Here is a 2,089-nt window from a genome sequence, read left to right as displayed (position 1 = left end):
GAAGACCACGAGCTATTTCACCTGAAAAAATGCAAGCAATTAGTGAAGCACTGAAATCCGGCACAAGCAAAGCAGCAATATGCCGAACATTCAATGTCAAAAGAACTACTCTTTATGATAATTTAGATCAGATGAGCACTTGTCTGTGAGGCACAATCTAAAATGCTACACTTAATGATGATGCTGTAATGTCTCCTATGACTGAAGTTTCATTGTTTTCCAAGAATATTCTGCAGTCCCCCGGTATGTCTATAGGGTTTTCAGGGAACAATGTTATATATTTTAAGTCAATTTGCTTTAGTAACTGACTTAAAGAACAGGACTCATGTAGCGGTTCTAAATCAGGACGCAAAATATAAATACCAGTTTCTATTTCTTTTACTTTGTTATATAAATTATAATCATATAAACCTCCACCTAGCTTTTTATCCACAGGCGTATCCATATCTCTAGTAAACTGTAAAGTAGTTATATTACTTTTATTATCAGGCTGTGTTACGATAATAGCTGTATGGCCTTTCACAAGGTAAATATCACCGGGTTGAATTAATTTTAATTGTTCATCTTTAACATCACCACTTAAAAAAGTGATGGCTTTATAGTGATATTCATTTGCAGGATCATTATATGCTGCTTGCATCTTTATAGTATTAATACTTTGAATTTGCTCAGTCGTAAGGTATGTTGCTTTACCTACCGCTGTTGAACAATCTTCAGGACCAAATAACAATTGTTCCTTAAAATAACGATGTGCCCCATATTGATAATCTCCAACAAGTATCATACTGTTTTTAGATGCGAAAGGATATGAAGTAGGTACTAGCTCATCTGGTAATTCGTATCCGAGATTCAGAAAAGGAAATGATGTAACAGCGCCAGGCATAATATTTTTTTCTTTAGTACAGCTAGCAGCAATACTCGAAAGTAACGCTGAACTGACAGCAGGATTTTCATTGCCCCAATACTCCTGATCACTTGATGACTGTAATATCGGTAATTTGTCAGGGTCTATCGTATTAGTCAATTCATGATAGAACACACCGTTCTTTATTTGACTTATTAATTCTTCTTCTTGTTGTTCTGCCCACTGTTTAGCCATGTTAAGCTGTAAAGAGGTTTTATTATACTTTATAGGAAACCCTATATCGTTCAAGTTCTGATCCTTTAAGTAATTATTTATTGATCCACTAATATTTTCATATGTTTGCAGGTTATGAGTGACTACACTTGCTATCTCTGCATCAGAGATGTCAGGATGTTGCTCACAATATTCAATAATAATTTCTTGCACCTTATTCTGACTATATTTGGTTGCCAACTGTTTTGCTCTGATTTGTGCCACCATATGTGCGATTTGCTTCTTCATAATTTCAAACATTATATTCTCCTATTATAAAATTGAGTCATTTTAAATCTTTAGACATACTATACTGCGTGCTATTTTAATGTTTCAGGTAGCTCATCTCAAAAGTACGTTTCAAAACCTAAGAGCTTGATCGCTACTTGCCAATTTTCTTACTATTTATACCACTGCTTTTTCCAATAGTTAGATGATATATCTATAATAGACTGAGAAATCAAGGCAAGATTTTGAGCAATTTACTTGGTAATTTTGTTCAAAACTAAGCTGCCACTTATTCCCTACACCAAAACCTCATATTTTCCGTACTGATATATTTCATGTGACCTAACCAATTAACCGTTCCTTCAGTTTTGAATAACGCAACGAAGTTTTATTATCCTTAACAGCTATAGCTAGTGCTTTCTGTTGTCCAATTATTATAACTAGATGTTTACTGCGGGTTTATGGCAGTGTAAGATTATTAAATTACGTTCCAGCATCACATAACTTTTCAGAGTTAGTGGAATGATTACTGCTGGATATTCCGAACCTTGAGATTTGTGTATTGTCGTAGCATATGCTAGAGTAATTTGATCAAGGTCACTATAATCATAAACAACATAATGACAAATATAACAAAACTACCGAATAGAATCAAAGAGTTTTTAACAGCAACAGCTAACAGAGTTGCAATTAGCAGCGGTTTCATCAAGAGGAGAAGAAAATTAACCGGCTGTTCGTTTGTAC

Annotated in this window: 3 protein-coding genes; 1 reads left to right on the top strand and 2 read right to left on the bottom strand. The window is 34.3% G+C overall.

Annotated elements, in window-relative coordinates; translation table 11 throughout:
* Nucleotides 1–14 precede the first annotated feature (14 nt).
* Complete coding sequence (locus tag ACKTSD_RS07775; RefSeq protein ID WP_412708741.1) at nucleotides 15–149, top strand: helix-turn-helix domain-containing protein; 135 nt, start codon at nucleotides 15–17, stop codon at nucleotides 147–149.
* Between the two features lie 8 nt (nucleotides 150–157).
* Here the strand turns inward: ACKTSD_RS07775 and ACKTSD_RS07770 are convergent, their stop codons facing one another.
* Both ACKTSD_RS07770 and ACKTSD_RS07765 read right to left on the bottom strand, forming a co-directional pair.
* Nucleotides 158–1,378 (bottom strand): RP439 family protein, encoded by a 1,221-nt coding sequence (locus ACKTSD_RS07770; protein WP_412708739.1) that lies wholly within the window; start codon nucleotides 1,376–1,378, stop codon nucleotides 158–160.
* Nucleotides 1,379–1,785: 407 nt separating this feature from the next.
* Entirely contained in the window at nucleotides 1,786–1,908 is a 123-nt protein-coding gene (locus tag ACKTSD_RS07765; RefSeq protein WP_412708740.1) for an ATP-binding domain-containing protein, read from the bottom strand.
* Nucleotides 1,909–2,089 lie beyond the last annotated feature (181 nt).

Origin of the sequence: Candidatus Rickettsia kedanie, assembly GCF_045865205.1 — a bacterium.
Classification (GTDB): Bacteria; Pseudomonadota; Alphaproteobacteria; order Rickettsiales; family Rickettsiaceae; genus Rickettsia; species Rickettsia australis.
The sequence above is the reverse complement of the archived record's forward strand: the minus strand, read 5'-3'. Positions and strand labels throughout refer to the sequence as shown.

Coding starts and splice junctions, on each gene's coding strand:
- ACKTSD_RS07770 (WP_412708739.1), bottom strand. CDS start 1,378: ATGTTTGAAATTATGAAGAAGCAAATCGCACATATGGTGGCACAAATC.